This is a genomic window from Acinetobacter sp. AOR18_HL, from assembly GCF_027855145.1.
Classification (GTDB): Bacteria; Pseudomonadota; Gammaproteobacteria; order Pseudomonadales; family Moraxellaceae; genus Acinetobacter; species Acinetobacter pittii.
The window spans coordinates 1-16,955 of record NZ_JAKTIG010000051.1 but is presented as its reverse complement, the minus strand read 5'-3'; the positions used below and the strand labels follow the sequence as shown (position 1 = coordinate 16,955).

18 protein-coding genes and 1 pseudogene are annotated in these 16,955 nt (G+C 39.3%); 10 read left to right on the top strand and 9 right to left on the bottom strand.

Going from position 1 to position 16,955, the window contains the following annotated elements; all coding sequences use genetic code 11:
• The 9 genes and pseudogenes from MKL51_RS13160 to MKL51_RS13120 form a co-directional block, all read right to left on the bottom strand.
• A partial coding sequence (locus MKL51_RS13160; protein WP_079396101.1) for an IS30-like element ISAba125 family transposase occupies positions 1-938 on the bottom strand: 938 nt, incomplete at its 3' end.
• Between the two features lie 53 nt (positions 939-991).
• A pseudogene (locus tag MKL51_RS13155) lies at positions 992-1,057 on the bottom strand (bacteriohemerythrin); the annotation flags it as partial.
• 251 nt (positions 1,058-1,308) lie between these two features.
• Positions 1,309-2,157 (bottom strand): class II glutamine amidotransferase, encoded by an 849-nt coding sequence (locus MKL51_RS13150; RefSeq protein WP_005803134.1) that lies wholly within the window; start codon positions 2,155-2,157, stop codon positions 1,309-1,311.
• Between the two features lie 108 nt (positions 2,158-2,265).
• Positions 2,266-3,048 (bottom strand): GNAT family N-acetyltransferase, encoded by a 783-nt coding sequence (locus MKL51_RS13145; RefSeq protein WP_002121744.1) that lies wholly within the window; start codon positions 3,046-3,048, stop codon positions 2,266-2,268.
• 121 nt (positions 3,049-3,169) lie between these two features.
• Positions 3,170-4,075: an acetylglutamate kinase gene (argB, locus tag MKL51_RS13140; protein WP_002121716.1), complete on the bottom strand. Its 906-nt coding sequence runs from the start codon at positions 4,073-4,075 to the stop codon at positions 3,170-3,172.
• Positions 4,076-4,090: 15 nt separating this feature from the next.
• Positions 4,091-5,509 (bottom strand): phosphomannomutase/phosphoglucomutase, encoded by a 1,419-nt coding sequence (locus MKL51_RS13135; protein ID WP_005803137.1) that lies wholly within the window; start codon positions 5,507-5,509, stop codon positions 4,091-4,093.
• Between the two features lie 198 nt (positions 5,510-5,707).
• Positions 5,708-6,160 carry a dUTP diphosphatase gene (dut, locus tag MKL51_RS13130; RefSeq protein ID WP_002121799.1) on the bottom strand — a complete coding sequence of 151 codons (453 nt, stop codon included), beginning with the start codon at positions 6,158-6,160 and terminating at the stop codon, positions 5,708-5,710.
• A 24-nt stretch (positions 6,161-6,184) separates the two neighbouring features.
• The gene (locus MKL51_RS13125) at positions 6,185-8,224 is read right to left on the bottom strand and encodes a UvrD-helicase domain-containing protein (RefSeq protein WP_005070868.1); all 2,040 of its coding nucleotides are present in this window, start codon (positions 8,222-8,224) and stop codon (positions 6,185-6,187) included.
• A 193-nt stretch (positions 8,225-8,417) separates the two neighbouring features.
• The gene (locus MKL51_RS13120; RefSeq protein ID WP_005803139.1) at positions 8,418-9,071 is read right to left on the bottom strand and encodes an OmpA family protein; all 654 of its coding nucleotides are present in this window, start codon (positions 9,069-9,071) and stop codon (positions 8,418-8,420) included.
• A 246-nt stretch (positions 9,072-9,317) separates the two neighbouring features.
• Between MKL51_RS13120 and MKL51_RS13115 the strand changes: the two genes are divergently transcribed.
• The 10 genes from MKL51_RS13115 to MKL51_RS13070 all read left to right on the top strand — a co-directional run bounded on the left by MKL51_RS13115 (position 9,318) and on the right by MKL51_RS13070 (position 16,924).
• Positions 9,318-10,244: an acyltransferase gene (locus MKL51_RS13115; RefSeq protein ID WP_005803140.1), complete on the top strand. Its 927-nt coding sequence runs from the start codon at positions 9,318-9,320 to the stop codon at positions 10,242-10,244.
• Between the two features lie 16 nt (positions 10,245-10,260).
• On the top strand, positions 10,261-11,307 hold the full coding sequence (locus MKL51_RS13110) for a hypothetical protein (RefSeq protein WP_005803142.1): 1,047 nt from the start codon (positions 10,261-10,263) through the stop codon (positions 11,305-11,307).
• Positions 11,308-11,427: 120 nt separating this feature from the next.
• Positions 11,428-12,156 (top strand): septum site-determining protein MinC, encoded by a 729-nt coding sequence (minC, locus tag MKL51_RS13105; protein ID WP_270904330.1) that lies wholly within the window; start codon positions 11,428-11,430, stop codon positions 12,154-12,156.
• Positions 12,157-12,222: 66 nt separating this feature from the next.
• Positions 12,223-13,035: a septum site-determining protein MinD gene (minD, locus tag MKL51_RS13100; protein WP_002121719.1), complete on the top strand. Its 813-nt coding sequence runs from the start codon at positions 12,223-12,225 to the stop codon at positions 13,033-13,035.
• Positions 13,036-13,037: 2 nt separating this feature from the next.
• Positions 13,038-13,310 carry a cell division topological specificity factor MinE gene (gene minE, locus MKL51_RS13095; protein ID WP_000896934.1) on the top strand — a complete coding sequence of 91 codons (273 nt, stop codon included), beginning with the start codon at positions 13,038-13,040 and terminating at the stop codon, positions 13,308-13,310.
• Positions 13,311-13,393: 83 nt separating this feature from the next.
• Positions 13,394-13,681, top strand: a complete 288-nt coding sequence (locus MKL51_RS13090) for a PA4642 family protein (RefSeq protein ID WP_002121755.1) — start codon at positions 13,394-13,396, stop codon at positions 13,679-13,681.
• A gap of 145 nt (positions 13,682-13,826) precedes the next feature.
• Positions 13,827-14,366 carry a hypothetical protein gene (locus tag MKL51_RS13085; protein ID WP_023187678.1) on the top strand — a complete coding sequence of 180 codons (540 nt, stop codon included), beginning with the start codon at positions 13,827-13,829 and terminating at the stop codon, positions 14,364-14,366.
• Between the two features lie 163 nt (positions 14,367-14,529).
• Positions 14,530-14,913, top strand: a complete 384-nt coding sequence (gene tnpA / locus MKL51_RS13080) for an IS66-like element accessory protein TnpA (protein ID WP_004646130.1) — start codon at positions 14,530-14,532, stop codon at positions 14,911-14,913.
• On the top strand, positions 14,910-15,245 hold the full coding sequence (tnpB, locus tag MKL51_RS13075; protein WP_004832949.1) for an IS66 family insertion sequence element accessory protein TnpB: 336 nt from the start codon (positions 14,910-14,912) through the stop codon (positions 15,243-15,245). Before tnpA ends, tnpB begins: the two co-directional genes overlap by 4 nt.
• A gap of 74 nt (positions 15,246-15,319) precedes the next feature.
• Entirely contained in the window at positions 15,320-16,924 is a 1,605-nt protein-coding gene (locus MKL51_RS13070) for an IS66-like element ISAba46 family transposase (protein ID WP_017402503.1), read from the top strand.
• The last annotated feature ends 31 nt before the right edge of the window (positions 16,925-16,955 follow it).

Here is a 16,955-nt window from a genome sequence, read left to right as displayed (position 1 = left end):
TTTCTAGGACGAGTATTCAGTGACATGGCAACTTGATTTAAATAATGCTGATCTGCCTGATTTAAATCAATCCCTTTAGGTAAATATTGCCTAATTAAACCATTCATATTTTCGCATGTGCCTTTTTGCCAAGGTGAATGTGGGTCACAGAAATATACATCTATGCCTAAATCTTCTTCGAGTATTTTATGTTCTGACATCTCGCGTCCACGGTCATAGGTCAACGTTTTACGCAGTTCTGCAGGTAAATATTTCAGAGCTTCAGTTAAAGCCTTGCGCACTGATTCTGCCTTTGCATCAGGTAATGTTGCCAAGATACAGAGCCGTGTATTTCGTTCAATAAGTGTTGCTATCGAACTTTTATTGTCTTTACCTTTAATTAAATCAGCTTCCCAATGACCCGGTATTTTTCTTTCTTGAACTTCGGCTGGGCGCTCATGAATAGTTTTAATATCCTGTAATATAGAATCTTTTTTAGGTTCACCGTTAGCTTTTCGCTTTTTATTTTCATGACGCAGACAGGATAATAAGTCTTTTTTCAACTCACCCTTGGGTAATGCTCGTATCGTTGAATAAATCGTTGTATGGCTTACATTCATTGTTTGATCCAAATCAGGAAATGTCTTTAAACGCTTTGCTATTTGCTGAGGAGACCATAAACAACGGATCGCTTCAACAATAAATTTCCAGAGGATTGAATCGATTTTGAGTTTTCTGTGACCACGTCTACGTCTAGCGAAGGTGTTATCAGAAGCATATCGAGCTTGATAAACGTCATTGATGCTATTTCTTTTAAGCTCACGATAGATCGTACTAGGATGTCTTTTAATGAGTTCAGCAAATTTTCTGGCTGAAAAGCCTTCTTTTCTTGACTCAAGCATTAATGCAGTACGATCTTCAAAGTTAAGATGATGGTATGACAATTTTATATACTCCATAAACCCTTTAAATTAATTAGGTGGTTTATGTCGCACTTCAAGTTTTACTCTGCCCGTTTATGTTGCTCATCAATAACATCAATACCCGTATTATATTCTGAAGCCCATTTCATTTTCATACATCTCCCCAATGATGATTAATGATCGTTGCATAAACTCCATGATATATTTAAAGAATATAAATAAAAACAAACCTATTTTGTCGGCTTTAGCATATAAAAATTATATTCAACCCAAGTTATTGTTTTTAAAATATTTAATTAAAATTAACCAACTAAAATAATAAAGTATTTTTTAAACAAACTATTTAATTATTAAATGATAAAAATATATAAATACCCTTATTCATATATTTTAAATGTATTTTATATTAATACTGATCTGCACGCGTAATACGTTTAAGTTCAGGATTTTCCTGTTCGCGCTTTAATCTTTCTACAAAGGTAATCGCCTTTTTAATTGGTTGACCATGTTGAAATAAAATCATTTCACCAGGTTGGTACGCTGTCCAATTTTCATTATGTGTTAAAGGTTCAGTGGTTATTACTGCCACACGATCGTCAGGTGTTGTTACCTGGCTAAAATCAACTGCGACATCTAAGTCAATTAAATGAGCATGATTAAATGGATATTCGCGAACGAGCCAATGTAATTTAGTAATGGCATAACTAAATAATGCTTTGCCATTAGATAGGCAATAATTAAATGTGCCATATTCTGCAATTTGCGGAGAAATCTTTTCTAATACTTCAAAGATTTGTTCAAGACTTGGCTCTTCATAACCAAATACTTCAACGAGTTGATCGAGCAAATAACAAAATGCCCGCTCACTATCGGTATTACCTACTGGTGTGAAACGTCCACTTAACGGCGGATTAAAGTCATGTAAATCGCCATTATGAGCAAAAATCCAGTGTCTCCCCCACAACTCACGAATAAAGGGATGAGAGTTTTCTAAAGTGATTTTGCCTTGAGTAGCTTTGCGGATATGAGCGATCACGTTGCGTGATTTAATAGGATAATTACGAATAAGATCGGCAATTGGAGACTCAACTGCTGATTGGTTATCAACGAATAAACGGCACGCCTTATCTTCGAAAAATGCAATACCAAATCCATCACTATGGTCTGAGGTAATTCCTGCACGCTGTGAAAAACCACGGAAGGAAAAAGTGATATCCGTTGGTGTTGCACAATTCATTCCTAATAGCTGGCACATATCGCTTTTTAAACTACTTCTAATTACCCCATCTGCTCTATTGTGCATGAGAGTAAAAGTGCTTGCAAATCTCAATATGTGCTGGCTATTACAAAATAGGAAATATGATTAACGCTGCACCATTTTATTCATGACAAACGAGGTCGCGACTTTATTCACCTCAAGAAATACAAAATAATCCAAACAGTTAAACTCTTCATCAAAAAAAGCCTGTTTCGATAGTTTTGATTGCATGCTCAGATACATTTGGAATAGCTTTGGCATACGTTCATCTTGTGGGAAGCTAAACTCAGGATATTCAGGTTCATAGATTTTTTTCGAACGGATATCAATCGTTTTGCTTTCTGGTAACTGCTGAATCTGACGATGTGTGTAGTACGCTCTAGCCAAATTATCTTGCAAATGAATACTGACACAGCCCATTAAATATTTAGCGCGCATTGACCAGAGTACTTTCGGTGCAAGGTTTAACCATAACATTGATAATGCTTTACCATTACGAAAGCGAGGATGTACACAAGTACGGCCTATTTCTAACACATTTGGAAGATGGGATAATTGAGGAACAATATCAAACTCATGTGCACTATAACTCTGTGCTATTTCATGGCCTTGAAATAGTTTTAGACGCGTATACGCTACAATTTCTCCAGTCCACTTTTCACGCAAGACCGCATGTTCACAACCAAAATCGTAAATATCTTGGTCTAAGTTATCTTCAAACTTGATTCCGAATTGTTGACTAAATTGTTGTGCACGAAACCGTTGTACATCTTGTAATTCTTTTAAATTATCAACCCACTCAAAACGAAATTGCGTCTGATTTATTGCTTTATGACGATTTAAAGGTAAAGTCCAGGTTTGGCGATATTGATTAAATTTTTCCAGCATAATGAACGCTCCTAGTGACACCCCCTACACTAGTCAAAGCTCATGACAAAAAAATGACCAAATCAAAATGGTATAAAAAAGACCACCTAGGGTGATCTTTTTATTGAGAATAACGGATTTCTTAAGCTGTTTTAGTGCGGTTAGAAATCAGCGTTCCAACACCATGATCAGTGAAGATTTCAAGTAATGTTGCATGTGGCACGCGACCATCAACAATATGTGCACTCACAACGCCGCCTTTAACAGCATCAAGCGCACAGCCTACTTTAGGAATCATACCGCCATAGATCACACCTGTTTCAATGAGGCGATCAACTTCTTGTGTCGTAAGGCCAGTTAACAGATTTTTATTTTCATCAAGCACACCGCTAATATTAGTGAGCAAAATTAATTTTTCAGCGCCTAACGCTTCTGCAACCTTGCCTGCAACTAAATCAGCATTAATATTATAAGTATTGCCTTCTTCATCTACACCTAATGGCGCAATAACTGGAATAAAGTCACTTTGGGTGAACATTTCCAATACATCTGTTTTAACGCCTGTCACTTCACCAACCATACCCAAGTCGATATGTTTGATAGAACCATCTTCTTCTTGCTTTTCCATAAGCAATTTGCGGGCACGAAGTAAATTACCATCTTTACCCGTTAAACCAATCGCACGTCCACCGTGTTTATTAATCAGGTTAACGATTGATTTATTTACACTGCCGCCCAACACCATTTCAACCACTTCCATGGTTGCAGCATCAGTTACACGCATACCGTCAATACGGTCAGATTCACGGCCTAACTGCTTTAAGAATGAATCCACTTGCGGCCCACCACCGTGAACAACAATCGGATTTAATCCTACAGTTTTAAGTAAAACGATGTCTCGGGCAAATGAACTTTCAAGCTCCGGATCAGTCATTGCGTTGCCACCGTATTTCACCACCAGCGTTTTACCAGTAAAGCGTTGAATATACGGCAAAGCTTCAATCAAGATTTTTGCTTTGTCGACACCGATATGCTGATGTTGTGGCATTACGCCTCTCCTTACTTAGGCCTCTGAAAGTTCTTGTGCAATTTGCGGATAGTGTTCTTGCAACATATCTACAAATTTTTGCTGGATTTCCTTTAATCGTAAAGGATTATCCGCATCAAATCGTACTGTAAAGTATTCACCAGTATTTGATGCTCGAATAATGCCAAAACCATCATCAAAATCAAGACGTACGCCATCAATTTTACTAATACGTGCCCCTAAGCGATGACTTAAAATCTCAATATCTTGTAATACATACTTTGGATCAGACTGATAAGTACCAATATAGGTATCTTCTGTACAACATCTTTCTGGATATGGAGCAAATAATTCAGAAATTGTAGCGGCATCAGATTGGGTAAAATACTCCATTACTCGTAATGCAGCATATAAACCATCGTCGTAGCCAAAACCACGGCCATCATTAAACACATAATGACCTGCATATTCTCCACCAAAAATGGCACGTCCATTCGATTGAGATAAATAAGCCCTTAGGAAACTACTTCCCGTGCGGATCATTTTTGCTTTTCCGCCGAGTTTCTCGACGGTCTCTTGAACCATACGTGAACATTTCACATCAAAAACAATTTCTTGCTCTGGATGCTGCTCAAGGCACATTTGCGCAAAAAGCGACAATAAGCGGTCCGCTGTCAATATCTGTGCTTTTTCATCGACTAAAACAACACGGTCTCCATCGCCATCAAGAGCGATGCCGATATCCGCCTGCTGCTCGACCACGGCTTTACGCAAGCTAATTAAATGAGCTGCATGTGATGGATCTGGTGCGTGATCTGGAAACTCTCCATTTGGATTAGTGCGTAAAGCAATGACTTCACAACCCATTTTTTCTAAGATTAGTTTTGAACAATGCCCAGCTGAACCATGCAAACCATCTAAAACAACTTTTAAAGGATGTTTTAACTGAATATCTTTAAAAATGGCTTGTTGGTATTGCTGGCAAAATTCAGCTTTAAATTGCGGTAAGGTTAACTCAAGTACAGAAATTGAATGGCTTGGTACATAAGTTTGGGCTTCTTCACCCACCTGCTGAATCATTTCCGGAGACGGCGGTTCGCCTTTTAAAATCCACTTAATACCATTATCAGATTTTGGGTTATGGCTTGCTGTCACCATAATGCCATTGCCACCAAAATCTCGTGCAATGTAGTACATCATTGGTGATGAACAGCAACCAATATTGGTCACTTTTAAACCTTGTTCTATTAAAATTTCTTCAATTAAGTGTGCATAGGCTGGGCTTGTGAGCCGGGCATCATAGCCAATTACTAATTGAGTTTGTTTTGCTTGTTTGTATTGTTGTGCCAATCCGTAGGCAATTGAACGGACAACGTCCGTGGTTAAGAAAGAAAGTTTGCCTCTAATATCGTAAGCACGAAAAATACTTTTTGGAAATGAGTGTCTTACATTCATAGCGTATCTTCTATTTAAAGATCAATTCGATCTATCGCAAAAACATAGATTATTCAAAATTTTTGAAAGGTTTGTTTGCTAAAAAAGTTAAAAGAATATGAGTAAAGCGTGTTGTAATATAATCCTTTGTAACATTCAAGATGTAAAAAGAAACGCCTGTTCAACAGGCGTTTGATTTTCGTTAATATTTAAAAAAACTTATTGTTTACCTGTATGGCCAAAGCCACCAGCGCCACGTAAAGTTTCTTCAAACTCTTCTACTTGCTCAAATTCAGCTTGTACGACTGGCACTAAAACATATTGTGCCAAACGCTCACCTGGTTCTAAACGGAATGTGGTTTGACCACGGTTCCAAACTGAAACCATCAATTCACCTTGATAATCCGAATCAATCAAACCAACTAAGTTGCCAAGCACGATACCGTGTTTATGACCTAAACCTGAACGCGGTAAAATTAAACCAGCAAAATTTACATCATGAATATAAATTGCCATACCTGTTTTAACTAAAACAGTTTGTCCTGGTTCAATATCAATTGCTTCATCTAAACAGGCACGTAAATCTAAACCCGCTGAACCTGCTGTTGCATATGAAGGTAAAGGCCATTCTTTACCTAAACGCGGATCGAGCAATTTCACTTGAACTTTCATGGGATTTCCTAAAAATTAAAAAAATTAACGCTTTAATAAAGCTTTTAAATTTGCCAGATATTGTTGAGCCTGTTCTTTAGGGTCAACATTAGCCGCAATTTTCTTTTTACGCCCTAACCACTCAAGCTCATCTTGCGGAAGCTCATCAAGGAAACGGCTAGGCGTCATTTGTTTCATCTGTCCACCATTTTTACGCTGTTCCGCTAGAGTTAAAGTTAAACCTTGGCGTGCACGTGTAATTCCCACGTACATGAGACGGCGCTCTTCCTCAATGGTTTCTGCTGCAATCGAGTTTTTGTGAGGCAATAGTTCTTCTTCAAGTCCCATAATGTATACATATGGGAATTCCAGACCTTTTGCTGCATGCAAAGTAAGAAGGTTAACTTTATCTGTATCTTCTTCTTCCTGCTGCTGTTCTAACAGATCGAGCAAAACTAGTTTTCGGATGACACTTTCAATATTCTTTTCATCAACATCTTCAGCACGATTAATCAGATTTTGAATACTGGTAAATAAGTTCTCGATATTATCGAGTTTACTTTTCTCTTGTGCAGGTGTTGCTGACTGTTCTCGAACGTAATCCATATAACCCGCTTCATTCATCATTTGACGAACTTTAGGCACAGGCTCATCATCTTCTAAGAGTTCACGAGTAAATGTCGCGATAAAGTCAGCAAACTCATGAAGCTGTGTTTCTGCCTTTTTAGGAAGCACCATGCTTAAACGCTGGTCAGCAGAAGCACCGAGTAAAGACAAATTATTTTCTTGTGAAAACAAACCTAGTTTCTCTAGAGTAACAGGGCCAATCGCACGTTTAGGCGTATTAATAATTCGTAAGAAAGCACTGTCATCTTCTGGATTAATAATAAGACGTAAGTAACTCATCACGTCTTTAATTTCTGCACGGGCGAAGAACGATGTACCGCCAGAGAGTTTATACGGAATTTGCATTTGACGAAGCTGGGTTTCTAACACACGTGCCTGAAAGTTTCCGCGATATAACACAGCATAATCTTTCCAGTTCTTACCGTTCATCAGTTTATGAGTCAGTAGGTCTTTGACCACGCGCTCTGCTTCATCATCATCATTACGACATGTAATGATTCGGATGACTTCCCCATGCCCTTTATCACTCCATAATTTCTTGTCAAAAATATGTGGGTTATTTTGAATCACACAGTTCGCTGCTTTTAAAATACGGCTGGTCGAACGATAATTTTGTTCAAGTTTAATAATATGTAGATTTGGGAAATCCTGTTTAAGCAAAGCCATATTTTCGGGCTTAGCACCACGCCATGCGTAGATTGACTGGTCATCATCACCTACCGCGGTGAACTGCCCCATTACCCCAACTAAAAGTTTGACCAAAATATACTGCGCGGTGTTGGTATCTTGATATTCATCGACTAATAAATAACGGACACGGTTTTGCCACTTGTCACGTACTTCTGCATTTTCTTGCAATAAGCGTGTTGGCATAACAATCAAGTCATCAAAATCGACAGCATTGTAGGCACGTAAATTACGTTCATAAAGTTGATAAAGATGAGCAAACTGGACATCTTCTGGTGTTTCACAAGTCGAATGCGCTTGTTCAGGCAAAATCAGATCGTTTTTCCAATCTGAAATTTTCTTCATTGCCTTGGCAATTAATTCTTTACTCTCTGCACCCGATAAATTGTCGCGATGCATCAAATCCATCAAAATACGTTTACAGTCGTCTGCATCTAAAATCGAAAAATTAGCTTTTAAAGGTAAATTTTTAAGTTCTAAACGTAAAAGATTTAAACCAAAAGTATGGAAGGTAGAAACAGATAAACCTTTTGCTTCTTCACGCGACAAAAGCTTGGTCACACGTTCTTTCATTTCACGTGCAGCTTTGTTTGTGAAGGTCATCGCGGTTATACGATGCGCAGGAATACGGCAATGTTGCACCAAATAGGCAATTTTACGCGTAATTACCGATGTTTTACCTGAACCAGCGCCAGCAAGCACCAATAAAGGGCCCTGAGTATATTTCATGGCTTCTTCTTGCTTGTTGTTCAATTGACTGGCAGATGACATCGTGTATTACCTCTTGATTTTTCGAGCATGATTATAGTCATCTCTTTTTTAGAATCCCAATAGTAAATCTACGGATATGTATAAATGATGTCTAATAATGCAATTTATGCGCCGCAGAATGTCGTGATTATTTCTTGTACTGCACCCATAAAAAAACCACCCGAAGGTGGTTTTTGAAACAATAAACTAAATCTTATTGTTTAGCATAAATGCTGATTTCTACACGGCGGTTTTGTTCACGGCCAGATGCAGTTGAGTTATCTGCGATCGGGTTAGATGAACCATAACCTTGCGCGTCGATACGGCTAGCAGATACGCCTTGGCTAGCTAAATAACTACGTACTGATTGAGCGCGTGCTTGTGATAATGGAATGTTGATAGAGTCATTACCAGTGTTATCAGTATAACCAGTTACAAGAATTGCACTCTTGTTATCTTCAGCCAAAGTTTGAGCCACTTTGTTCAAAGTTGCGTAGAAGTTTGGCTTGATGTTTGATTTGTTTGTATCAAAAGTAATGCTACCAGGCATGATCAATTGAACAGAACCATCTGGGTTACGGCCAACGTCTACACCAGTACCCGCCATTTGTTGACGAAGTTTTTTCTCTTTCTGGTCAAGATATACACCACCACCAGCACCAAGAACTGCACCAATTGCCGCAGCACGGTTGTTTTGACGGCTAGAGTTTGCATTTGATTTAGAAATACCATAACCAGCTGCTGCACCAATTAAAGTACCTAATGCGGCTTTATCGTATTCAACGCCACCAAGATTATTACCAGTTGTTTGACAACCAGAAAGAACTACTGCTGCCCCTACCACTGTTGAAATAACTAATGCACGCATTGCATGCCTCCTCACTTTGTGTGTTTTGTTGTCTGAATGAATAATGAAACAAAAAGGAAGTATAAAACATTGATATTTTGTTAATAATAAACAGTTTAGTTATGTTTTTGTAATATTTTGATGCACTTTAAGATGCTAGCTCATCACAATTTCTTCATTGTTGTCTAAGATAACGTTGTATTTCATATTATGACAGTTATAGTTGAACAACTTTTCTATGGATTTGAGACATTCGGGGTCTTTTATATGTCAACTGCACCCAATAAACAATCTGCGCTAAAAAAAATTACACGTGGACTCACTGTAGGTACAGTCATTACAGGAAGTACTTTTTTTCATGGTCCTCCTGTTCTTGCATTAGGTCTGACCAAGCTTTTAAAAAAATCATCAAAAATAGATGAAACTAATATTCAAATTACAAATAGCTGGTTAGGGGTAAATAATTGGTTAATTGACCATGTTCTACCCAATCTAAAATGGGACATTACCATTGATGAAGGACTTGATCTGAATATGCAAGGTCGTTATCTCATGACCTGTAATCATCAAAGTTGGGTAGACACGACTGTAAATCAATATTTCGGTTTAACCCGTATGCCCCTTACCCGTTTCTTTACTAAATGGGAACTCATCTTTATTCCTTTTGTTGGGCAAGCATTTAAAATTTTAGGCTTCCCAATGATGAAGCGTCACACTAAAGAACAGATCGCTAAGAATCCTGAACTTAAAGACCGTGACATGATGGAAGCACGTAAAGCTTGTGAGCAGCTTTTAAGTCAGCCCTTCACTCTATTAAATTATTTGGAAGGTACTCGTTTTACTCAAGAAAAACATGACCAGCAAAAATCCCCTTATAAGCATTTGCTAAAACCCAAAGCAGGTGGCTTGGCGCTTGCATTAAACATCTTGGGTGACAAAATCGATGCCCTAGTTGATATGACCATCGTCTATCCTGATGGCGTACCGGGATATAGCGATTTCTGGCTTGGGGATGTTTCTAAAATTGCGGTTAACTTACGTAAAATTGAAATTCCAGACTGGGTACTTGGCGGCAACTATGAAGATGACGCGGCTTATCGTGAACGTTTCCAGCAATGGGTTCATGACATTTGGACCGAAAAAGATCAACTTATTGAGCAAATGAAATCTCAATATACCACTGCAAATATTTAAGAAAGCACCCGTTATTATGCAAAACAGTTCTGGGAAAAAAACGAAATACCATCATGTAGACCCAAACAGCCTTTCATTTAAGCTGTTTTTGGTCTACGACATCTTTATGGTGTTTATTATCATTTTTAACTTGTTCTGTCTTGCGACTAATTTCTTTTTAATGAGCAGTATTGGGGCATGGTTCTTCGAACATATTCACTTGCCCCAAGTACTCAGCTTTTATCGTACTTCACTACATCCGTGGGTGATTACATCAGAAGCTTGGTTTATTGGTTTTTTAATTATTGAGCTGCTTGTACGCTGGGCTATTGCGATCATCAACAAGCACCATAAGCGTTGGTTCTTTTTCCCGTTTATTCACTGGTATGAAATTTTAGCTATTATTCCTCAGCTCCGTTTTTTACGCTTATTCCGCGCTGGGATTATTGCTTATCGCTTACATGAGTTGGGCTATCCAGTTGTTCCTGAAAGCTGGCGAAAAACTGGGCTATTTTATTATCGCGTCGTAATGGAGGAATTATCTGACCGCGTTGTAATTACCGTGATTGATGGCATTAGATATGAACTTGAAACCAGTTCTAGCCATAAACAGATTATTCATGACTTGGTTAATCATCATCGTGAGCAATTTACTGTCGCTCTAACCGCATTATTACAAGAATCTTTAGCCACCGCTTTAAAAGAACAAAAGCCTGCCATTACAAAAGGTGTGGGCAAAATTGTAGATCAAGCCATTATTGATACGCCTGAGCTAACTCAATTATTACGCTTAATTCCTTTAGTCGGTGGCCGCATTGAACAGCAAATTCAAAGCATTGGTCAAAGATTAGGTGAAAATATTAGTGCAGGTTTAATTGAACCTTTAATTGAGGGATCTCAAGATGCTCCAAATCCTACTTATCAATTAATTTCTCAAAGAGTAAGTGAAATCAATATTAATAATCGTCAGCTTGAGCAATTGGTTGAATCTGTCGTGTTCGAGACACTGGAGTCTGTACGTAAACAAGTCAAGGTCAAACAATGGCAACAAACCCTTGCGGAGTATGATCGAATCAAAGAATAAGCATTTATTTAATTTTTTATGAATCACGCTAGAGAATTGGCACGAATTGTTCTAGCATTTGCCCTATTTACAATAAACTTAACGATATTACAGCTCGTTTAACGCCTTGAAGGAAGACTTATGGCTGATATACGGATTACCGGCAGAATGGTTAACTTTAGCAGGATAACCTTCGATACCAATGATTATGATGTGATCCGCCAGCAATTATCAAATATTTTAAATGAAGGTTCCTATCAAGGAACTTTAGTGATTATTGACAGTACAGTTGAGCAAGAGTTAATTGCATTGATTCAACTTCTGGTGAGCTTGGGTTTACAACCAATGGCGGTAATCGACGGTATTTTAGGAGATGAGGCTCGCGCTATTCAATTCCCTGTTTTACCGGCAGATCAACCCTTACAGCGCATTAAAGCGACAGCTGAACAAGTGGCTATTGTGGAAAAACCTGCTACAGCTCCTGCCTCGTCTTCAGCAGAAACAAAAAAACCACTAAACAAGATAGCGGTCGCTCATATTACCTCTTATCATGATGAAATTTTGCGTACAGGCCAATCCCTTGTACAAGATAACGGCGATATTATTTTAAAGGCTGGCATGAATAGTGGTTCCGAGGTGATCGCTTCAGGAAATATACATATTTATGGCACAGTTCGTGGTAGAGTCATTGCTGGTGCGGGCGGGCACGCAGCTGCACGCATTTTTTGCCAATCTTTAGAGGCTGAGCTCGTTTCCATTGCCGGAACGTATTGTGTCGCAGATGATATCCCTAAACATGTGGTAAAAAAACCAGTACATATTTATTTAAATGAAAAGCAAGAGCTTGAATTTGAAGCTCTAGAACTTTAATTTATTAAGCAAATCACCAAAAAACAGCCCTTTTAAGGGTGTATGACCATAATAGGAGTGGATTCGGTGGCCAAAATTGTTGTCGTAACATCAGGCAAAGGTGGTGTAGGTAAAACTACAACGAGCGCATCTTTTGCAACAGGTTTAGCCCTTCGTGGTCATAAAACTGTTGTGATTGATTTTGATGTAGGCTTACGTAACCTTGATTTGATTATGGGTTGTGAGCGTCGTGTTGTATATGATTTCGTTAATGTTATTAATAATGAAGCACGTCTGCAACAAGCCCTTATTCGCGATAAAGATATCGAAAACCTTTATATTTTACCGGCTTCACAAACACGTGATAAAGATGCGTTGAGCGACGAAGGTGTTGCTCGAGTTATTGATGAGTTATCTCAAGAGTTTGATTACATCATTTGTGACTCACCTGCTGGGATCGAGCGTGGCGCGATTTTAGCCATGTATCATGCAGATGAAGCAATCATTGTAACAAACCCTGAAATCTCTTCAGTACGTGACTCTGACCGTATTATTGGTATGTTAGATAGCAAAACCAAGAAAGTTGAACACAACGAAGGGCGTATACGTAAACATTTATGTATTACACGTTTTAACCCGGAACGTGCTGACCGTCAGGAAATGCTGACAATTGATGATATTTCTAAAGATATTTTACGCGTACCGACATTAGGTGTTATTCCAGAATGTCCAAGTGTATTACAAGCATCAAACGAAGGTAAGCCAGTTATTCTGTATTCAGAAACTAAAGCTGGTCAGGGGTATGATGATTTGGTTGCACGCTTCCTTGGCGAAGACCGTCCTTATCGACACATCACAGCTCAACCTAAAGGCTGGTTAGCACGACTATTTGGAGCGTAGATATGGCAGGATTCTGGAGTAAATTATTTAGCAGCGAAGAAAAACCATCAAGTGCTCAAACTGCCAAAGATCGTTTGAAAGTTATTGTTGCTTCTGAACAAGGTTTAGGCCGCCGTTTAAGCCAAGACAAAATTGATCAGATGAAAAAAGAAATCATGCAAGTGGTTAGTCGTTATGTTAGCGGTGTAGGTGAACAGCATATCCAAATGCAAGTTCGCTCTGAAGCTAATATCGAAATGTTAGAAATGAATATCAATTTACCTGAAGAACGATAATTCTATTTCTGACTATTCAATAAATCAGAATCAAGGCAAAATAACGCAAGTTATTTTGCCTTTTTTAAAATGAGGAGATTGTCATGGCATTATCACAGCCAGCAACTTTCAATGAAGAATGGTCCGATGAGCGTGTTTTTGCCTACCTCAACCAACTTCCTCCAAGTGGTGTGAATGCAGATTTTCATGTGCTCTACCATGCATTCAAACATATGCGCCCAACAGACTATGAGCGTCTTTTAACGCAATTTATTGCGGATGGGCGTGATATTAATGCCAAAGACCCTGAAGGCCAACGCATCCATGATGTAATTGCTAAGTTTCCGCGTCAATCAGCACCATTTTTAGAAGTTCTAGCAAAGTTTGCCTAGCTTTTCTATTTGAATAACACTGCATAATCTATCCTAGAAAAACTTAAGAGATAGATTATGTGGTTTATTCAATTACCTAAATTATTTACATTTATTACAAATAATCTTAAAGTCATCAATACCATTTAATTCTAAATATAAATTTATGAACCCAGAACATATTAATTTAAAACAAACACAATCCATCCAGTCAAATCATATAGAAAATTTAAAAATTATTAGTGTTAATAAGTTTATCTTTCTATCCTTAATTTCGTTTGGCTTATACCCAATTTGGTGGATGTTTAAAGCATGGCGATTTTTTCTAATCAAAGATAAGTTAAATATTATGCCTGCTGCTCGTGCAATTTTTTCTATATTCTTTTTATATTCACTATTTAATCACATAAAAAAATACGCAAAAGAACAAGGGTATACTAATGATTTCTCTTCAGGTTGGATGTATCTAGGATATCTCATTACATCTTTACTGGTTGGCTTACCTGATCCTTACTGGCTTATCTCGCTCTGCAGCATTATATTTTTAATCCCAGCCTTTAAAGCGTTGAACTATGCACAAAAACAACTAAATACGACAATTGAGCAAGAAAAATTCAATACACCTCAAATCATTTTAATTATTATAGGATCTATCATGTGGCTGCTGATTCTTTTCAGTTTTATTATATTATTCCTATATCAATGATCTAAAATTTAGCAATTAAAAAAGCCTCTAAAAGAGGCTTTTTTCTTATCTAGACTTATCGATTACCAATCAGGAAAGTAAGCGTCCGCTGAACACACCTTCTGAATTCATCCTATAAGCCTTAATTTAGTCCACACTTAAAAACAAGTGGGGACTAAAATTTATGACTACAAATCACCAGACATCCATCGCATCTCTTGCGAAAAAACGAAGAACATACAGTGCTGAATTTAAACAGCAGATCGTTCAGGCTTGTAAAGCACCGGACGTTTCAATTGCTTCGGTCGCTTTGCAACATGGATTGAATACAAATCTTGTATCCAAATGGATTCGCTTAATTGATGCTAAGCCAGGGAATGATCGCTCACCACTACCGAATAAACCTGCATTTATTGCCTTATCTTGCTCTGCACCATTAGATCCTACTCCTACTGACATGTTAAAGGTTCAAATTACTTTACCCCACTCAAAAGCAGAAATTGGCTTGAAATGGCAAGTATCAGAAATATCTGCTTTAGCAGAATTACTCAAGGCACTTGCAACATGATCCGCATTGATGAAATCTGGCTTTCTACCCAACCTCTGGATATGCGAGCAGGGATGGATATTGTCATGGCTCAGGTGGTGAGAGCCTTTGGCTACATCAAACCGCATTGTGCTTACCTGTTCTGTAATAAACGTGGCCATCGCATGAAAGTGCTGGTACATGATGGACTGGGCATCTGGCTGTGTGCCCGGCGGCTGGAACAGGGAAAATTCCACTGGGCGCAGGTTCACCAGGGTGAAAGCATGGCGATAAGTCCGGAACAGTTACAGGCACTGATCCAGGGTTTACCTTGGCAGCGCATTGGACGACAGCAGGTGGTGACGATGCTTTAAACCAGACTGTTCCATTCTGCTATTCTCCAAACGTTCTATTTCATTCTTCTCATGACCTCAGGCATACTGCGGTCATGAATACGCTGCCTGACTTAAGCCAACTGACCCATGAACAACTGCTGGAATTCACCAGACAGTTGGCAATGCAGCATCAGTCTCTGGCAGAATCAAATCAAGAGTTAGAAAAATCAAACCAGCAATTGGATGCCAAAGTTCAACATCTTTCTATTCTCACTCAAAAATACGAGCATGAACTGGCGCTGTTTAAAAAGCACAAATTCGCCCAAAAGAATGAACACTTAACGGCAAAACAAATCCATCTGTGGGATGAAGCGGTTGAAGAAGATATTGCCGCGGTTGATCTAGAACTGGAGCGGCTGAATGCAGATAAAACCGATGCAGTGACACACAAAGCCACAGTCAATAAACCTAAACGTCGACCACTGCCAGATCATCTACACACCATCCGTATTGAGCATGAACCTGCATCAACCCAATGTGCTTGTGGATGCCAACTCCGGCGTATCGGCGAAGATGTCAGTGAAAAACTGCATTTCAGACCGGCACAGTTCTATAAGGAACAGCATATCCGTGGCAAATGGGTCTGTGATCAGTGCGACACCCTGACTCAGCAAGCGATGCCAGCCTATGTGATTGATAAAGGCATTGCTTCACCTGAACTGCTCAGCCATGTGTTGGTATCGAAGTATGCCGATCATTTACCGCTGTACCGTCAGCGCCTGATCTATCAGCGGGCGGGCATTGATCTGTCCAGATCCACGTTATCTGACTGGATTGGTCGCTGCGGTGTGGAACTGGAACCTCTGGCCAATGCCTTAAAACAGGTGGTGCTGCAACAGCGGGTGATCCATGCCGATGAAACGCCGGTCACCATTATGCGGATGGGTGAGAATGAGAAAAAACCGAAGAAAGGTTATGTCTGGGCCTATGCCACCACACAGTACAATCCAGTTCAAGCGGTGATCTATGACTTTCAGGATAGCCGTTCAGGTCAGCATGCAGAAGAGTTCCTGAATGGCTGGCAGGGCCATCTGGTCTGTGATGATTACAGTGGTTATAAAGCACGCTTTAAATCAGGCGATGTCATTGAGGTGGGCTGCATGGCACATGCACGTCGTAAATTTCATGAACTGCATGTGACCGGGAAAAGTCAGATCGCTGAACAGGCATTAGTGCTGATTCAGAAACTGTATGCCATAGAAGCAGAACTCAGGAAAAAGACCGATAGTACAGCAGAACACCGCCGCGAATACCGACAACAGCACAGCCAACCGGTGAGGCAACAACTGTATGAATGGCTCAACCAACATGATCTGACGGTGCCATCGAGTTCTCCAACCGCCAAGGCGATCAATTACAGTCTGAAGCGTTGGCCAGCCTTAAGCCGCTATCTGGATGATGGCAATCTACCCATTGACAATAACTGGGCAGAGAACTCAATGCGTCCCTGGGCATTGGGCCGTAAGAACTGGTTGTTTGCAGGTTCGCTGCGCAGTGGACAGCGAGCGGCAAATATCATGACTTTAATCCAGTCAGCAAAGCTGAATGGCTTGGATCCGTATGCCTATTTAAGTGATGTGCTGAAAAAGCTACCGACACATAAAGTGACCCAGATTGAAGAGTTACTGCCACACTGCTGGAAACCTAAATCGAATTAAAAAATTGGTATGGGATTCAGCGGACGCTTAC

What these genes read in the sequence shown, in the direction of transcription:
- MKL51_RS13145 (WP_002121744.1), bottom strand. Translation starts at nt 3,048, where the DNA reads ATGCTGGAAAAATTTAATCAATATCGCCAAACCTGGACTTTACCTTTA.
- MKL51_RS13120 (WP_005803139.1), bottom strand. Translation starts at nt 9,071, where the DNA reads ATGCGTGCATTAGTTATTTCAACAGTGGTAGGGGCAGCAGTAGTTCTT.
- MKL51_RS13115 (WP_005803140.1), top strand. Translation starts at nt 9,318, where the DNA reads ATGTCAACTGCACCCAATAAACAATCTGCGCTAAAAAAAATTACACGT.
- MKL51_RS13070 (WP_017402503.1), top strand. Translation starts at nt 15,320, where the DNA reads ATGAATACGCTGCCTGACTTAAGCCAACTGACCCATGAACAACTGCTG.
- MKL51_RS13110 (WP_005803142.1), top strand. Translation starts at nt 10,261, where the DNA reads ATGCAAAACAGTTCTGGGAAAAAAACGAAATACCATCATGTAGACCCA.
- MKL51_RS13150 (WP_005803134.1), bottom strand. Translation starts at nt 2,157, where the DNA reads ATGTGCCAGCTATTAGGAATGAATTGTGCAACACCAACGGATATCACT.
- tnpB (WP_004832949.1), top strand. Translation starts at nt 14,910, where the DNA reads ATGATCCGCATTGATGAAATCTGGCTTTCTACCCAACCTCTGGATATG.
- minE (WP_000896934.1), top strand. Translation starts at nt 13,038, where the DNA reads ATGGCAGGATTCTGGAGTAAATTATTTAGCAGCGAAGAAAAACCATCA.
- dut (WP_002121799.1), bottom strand. Translation starts at nt 6,160, where the DNA reads ATGAAAGTTCAAGTGAAATTGCTCGATCCGCGTTTAGGTAAAGAATGG.
- MKL51_RS13135 (WP_005803137.1), bottom strand. Translation starts at nt 5,509, where the DNA reads ATGAATGTAAGACACTCATTTCCAAAAAGTATTTTTCGTGCTTACGAT.
- minC (WP_270904330.1), top strand. Translation starts at nt 11,428, where the DNA reads ATGGCTGATATACGGATTACCGGCAGAATGGTTAACTTTAGCAGGATA.
- tnpA (WP_004646130.1), top strand. Translation starts at nt 14,530, where the DNA reads ATGACTACAAATCACCAGACATCCATCGCATCTCTTGCGAAAAAACGA.
- MKL51_RS13125 (WP_005070868.1), bottom strand. Translation starts at nt 8,224, where the DNA reads ATGTCATCTGCCAGTCAATTGAACAACAAGCAAGAAGAAGCCATGAAA.
- MKL51_RS13090 (WP_002121755.1), top strand. Translation starts at nt 13,394, where the DNA reads ATGGCATTATCACAGCCAGCAACTTTCAATGAAGAATGGTCCGATGAG.
- MKL51_RS13085 (WP_023187678.1), top strand. Translation starts at nt 13,827, where the DNA reads ATGAACCCAGAACATATTAATTTAAAACAAACACAATCCATCCAGTCA.
- argB (WP_002121716.1), bottom strand. Translation starts at nt 4,075, where the DNA reads ATGCCACAACATCAGCATATCGGTGTCGACAAAGCAAAAATCTTGATT.